This is a genomic window from Aneurinibacillus danicus (genome assembly GCF_007991215.1).
Taxonomy (GTDB): Bacteria; Bacillota; Bacilli; order Aneurinibacillales; family Aneurinibacillaceae; genus Aneurinibacillus; species Aneurinibacillus danicus.
In genome coordinates, this window is record NZ_BJXX01000173.1 from 1 (window position 1) to 3774 (window position 3774).

Annotated in this window: 3 protein-coding genes; all 3 read right to left on the minus strand. The window is 43.8% G+C overall.

Annotated elements, in window-relative coordinates; translation table 11 throughout:
- Positions 1-45: 45 nt before the first annotated feature.
- Positions 46-1011 (minus strand): serine/threonine protein kinase, encoded by a 966-nt coding sequence (locus tag ADA01nite_RS18420; RefSeq protein WP_146811891.1) that lies wholly within the window; start codon positions 1009-1011, stop codon positions 46-48.
- 129 nt (positions 1012-1140) lie between these two features.
- Positions 1141-2280 carry a serine hydrolase domain-containing protein gene (locus tag ADA01nite_RS18425; RefSeq protein ID WP_146811892.1) on the minus strand — a complete coding sequence of 380 codons (1140 nt, stop codon included), beginning with the start codon at positions 2278-2280 and terminating at the stop codon, positions 1141-1143.
- 327 nt (positions 2281-2607) lie between these two features.
- Positions 2608-3651: an S-layer homology domain-containing protein gene (locus ADA01nite_RS18430; protein ID WP_146811893.1), complete on the minus strand. Its 1044-nt coding sequence runs from the start codon at positions 3649-3651 to the stop codon at positions 2608-2610.
- Positions 3652-3774: the final 123 nt, after the last annotated feature.

Consider the following 3774-nt stretch of genomic DNA (forward strand, 5'->3'; position numbering starts at 1 on the left):
TAACTTTAAAAACAACTATAATTTGGATTTTTTTCGTTTATACCATTAAAAATCCTTTTTCATGAATTGAGATTGATTTATCGTTTGTTTCGAATCACCATTAGACATCCATAGCTTTTTTATTTTCAAAAGGAGATATTCTAAGTAAAAAGCGATTTTAAAAAGTTTCAGGGAGGAGCACCTCCTTTTGTAATTTACTGAAAGCCCCCACATAATCACGCTTGACAACAGAGGCGTCACTTCCCTATTATAATGCCTTACATTTTCTATCCTATCTTCAATCAATCTTTCAGACACATCCAGCGGAACTCTTCCAGTTAGATAATAGTAAAATGTGGCCGCAAGACTATAGATATCCGAATATATTCCCAATTTTGACTTTTCCGAATAAAACTCTAACGGTGAAAAACCCGGAGTGGTAAAAATTTTATGCCTGGTATGATTTTTATAATAAACAGCGGACCCGAAATCGAGAAGTATAGGCTGCCCTTCTTTGCTGATAAGGATGTTTTCGGGCTTTATGTCCCTGTGAATAATTCCTTTCTTATGTATAAAATCCAGCGAATCCATCAAAGAAAACAGGGTTTTATGAAAGAAGGCTACCATAGAAACTGTTTTCTCTTCTTTTATATATCTGTTAAGCGTTTTTCCCCGACAGTATTCCATAACAATATAGCCTGTACCATTTTCTTCAAAGTGATCAATGTATCCAACTATGTTTTTATGGCATAATTCTTTGATTATAGTGGCTTCATTAAAAAAGGCCTCCATCAGTTCGTAATATTTCTCTTTAGAAGATGGTAGCCGGCATAAAACAGTTTTATCATCCAAATCCCGCAACACTAGTGCTTTAGGAAAATACTCTTTGATAATTTGAATGTCCCCGCTCTCTACATGACGTCCAAAATAAACAATAGACAGTTCACTGCAAGAAATGACTTTTTTTATCCTGTATGTATTCTTTAATAGTGTATTCTTTTTAAGACAGATGTCACTGGTTACCGACTTCACAGATTCCCCTCCATTTACATATTTTACTTTTATTGTACATCATTCTGTTCCGGTTATCCAATGCAAGCCAAAAAGCCTGCCAATTCTTTGTTATCAGCAGGCTTGAAAAATGTTGTTTCCTATACTCGCTTATAATATCGGCTTTTTCTCTGCTCCCTTTTCTGGCGAAGTTTGCTTCGCCTCCTCAACCATCTCAAGCATCGTTTCCGCCATCTCCTTCATTCCCGTGTCACCGTGATTGCTCAGCAGGATAACTACGCTCTTCGATGTCATGTCACGCACAATTTCGGCGGAGTAGCCAAGCACATATCCGCCATGTTCGGCAATGATTCTGTCCGCTTCCTTCTGGATATGCCAGCCATAGCCGTACTCTTTCATCTGCGGTGTAAACATGCGCTTGCGAAGCGGCTCCGAGACCAGCTTGCCTGTATATAACGCGCGGTCCCATTTATATAAGTCCTCCACGGTCGAATACAGTCCGCCGGAAGAAAAGCGTGAGCCATAATCCATTCCGAGCGCAACCCAAACACCCTGAATCTTTTTATGCCCGCTCGCTTTGTTCAGAACCCGTCTCCGGCTGAGGTCAAATCCCGAATCATCCATGTGCAACGGCTTAAAAATATGAGTCGTAATATAGTCACCGTATGACATGCCGGAGACCTGTTCGATAATTTTGCCGAGAAGAATATACCCCTCATTGCTGTAGTTCTGCCCGGTTCCCGGCGGATACAGAAGAGTAAGCTCTTCATACTCCTTGCTGCCCCGGTTTCGCGGAAGACCCGATGAATGCGTCAGCAGATGATGAATGGTGACTTCTTTAGCAAATGGATAGTCCGGAAAAAACCGCTCAATCGGCTGGTTAATGTCCAGCAAGTGCTGCTCGTGCAGCTGCAGGATTGCCATGGCCGTAAACGCTTTGGTCAGCGAGCCAATCGCAAACTTCTGATTGGGTGCATTCGGTATTTTTTTCTTCCCGTCCGCGTATCCGTACCCTCTCTTCAGCAAGATCGTGTCTCCGCTGGCAACAAGTACGGTACCGTGAAAGTTGTCCATCGCCAGTTGCTTCTTTACATACGTGTCTAATCTGGTGGCCAGCTCTTTGTTTTCCTGGTTGGTTTCATTTTTTACGCCTGTGGTGACAGGAGTGAAACTCTCCGCTTTCGTCTGTCCGAGCCGGATCCTGCCTTCGTGCTCATGCTGCAGCAGCGACACGGGAAAAAACGAGAACGCCAGAAAAAAACTTACTACCATCAATAACTTCTTTTTCAACTACTTCTTTCCCCTCTATAAGTGGTGGACGAAAAAAATTGTAATACTGAAACCCCCTGGTTGTAAAGTTAATTTTTGGACGAGAAGTATTACAAAATAGCAGTTAAACATGGTAATTTCCGTTATTTAGTTCATTCTGCCTTATTATTATTTTTATGTTTGTTTTTCCGTTTTTTTAGGGTGGTGGATTTCAGCTTTGCCTATGCATGCGTACAAGGCGAAAGCCTTTTTCTACCTCAGATCTTCTTTCCTCTTTCTTTTTTCCTTATTTTCATACAAAAAAGCGTTCCAAACCTACAAGGTCCAGAACGCTCTGACAAGTCATTTTTATAGGTATCTCTTCACGCCGACAACGCGATAATGATTCAGATACCAGTCAATGTTGTTAATCTTCACCGAGCCCTGCCCGCTTGCGGCGTGCGCCATCCTGCCGCCGCCCATATAGATGCCGACATGCGAAATGGAACCGCCACCGGTGTCAAAGAAAATCAAATCGCCAGGTTGCATGGCGTTAACGGACACCGGCGTGCCTTTTGTAAACTGCTGACTGGAGGTGCGTGGCAGGCTGACACCAAGGGATTTGTAGACATACTGCGTAAATCCGCTGCAGTCAAACCCGGCCGTTGTTGTACCGCCGTAGCGGTACGGGACACCCAATAGCGGCTGTACCTTCCGCTGGAACAAGTCGTCTAAGCGGTAGCTGGAGCGGGACGCCACTTTTTTCGTGGGAGCCGGCACATATCCGTATAGCACCTTCTGCAGCACAACCGCCACTTCGGCGCGCGTCATCAGCTTCTTCGGCTGGAAGTATCCGTCATCCCCGGAGAATACCTTTTTCTGTGTCACGGCTTTTACGCTGTTCACCGCCCAACTGCTGACTTTGTTTTTGTCCTTGTACGGAAGCGATTTGCTGGAATGAGAATAGTTAAACGTGTGGGCGATAATCACGGCCGCTTCTTCGCGCGTAATCGGGCGCTCCGGGGCGAAACGGGTGGCCGACACACCTTTAACGATTCCCATTTGATACACTTCTTTTACCGCATGATAATACCACTTATTTTTTGAAACGTCGGTAAACGGAAAATTATGTAGCTTAACCGGTTTATTGACTGCCCGTGCCAGCATCGCTGCGAATTCCGCTCGCGTTACCGACTTGTTCGGCGAGAATTGTTTTGAAGTTGTGCCTTTTAGCACACCTTTTTTGTAAAGGTTTTCAATGCTTGGCGCTGCCCATGGTGTTTTGTATGTATCCGAGAATACCGCTGCCGCCTTTGCTTCATTTCCTGAGTAAGGGAGTATTCCTGTAAGTAAAGATACGGAAAGTAAACCGGTGGCCAAATATCGGCCGACATTCTTCTTGTTGTTTCTCATAGCCTCTTCCTTTACGAGTTTTTTGACAATTGTTATATTTGTCTCGTTTATCCTATCAAAAAATCAAGCGGCAAACATCTACCGAATTTACCGGGTAGTATCATTTATTTTTCTGTGAAAATC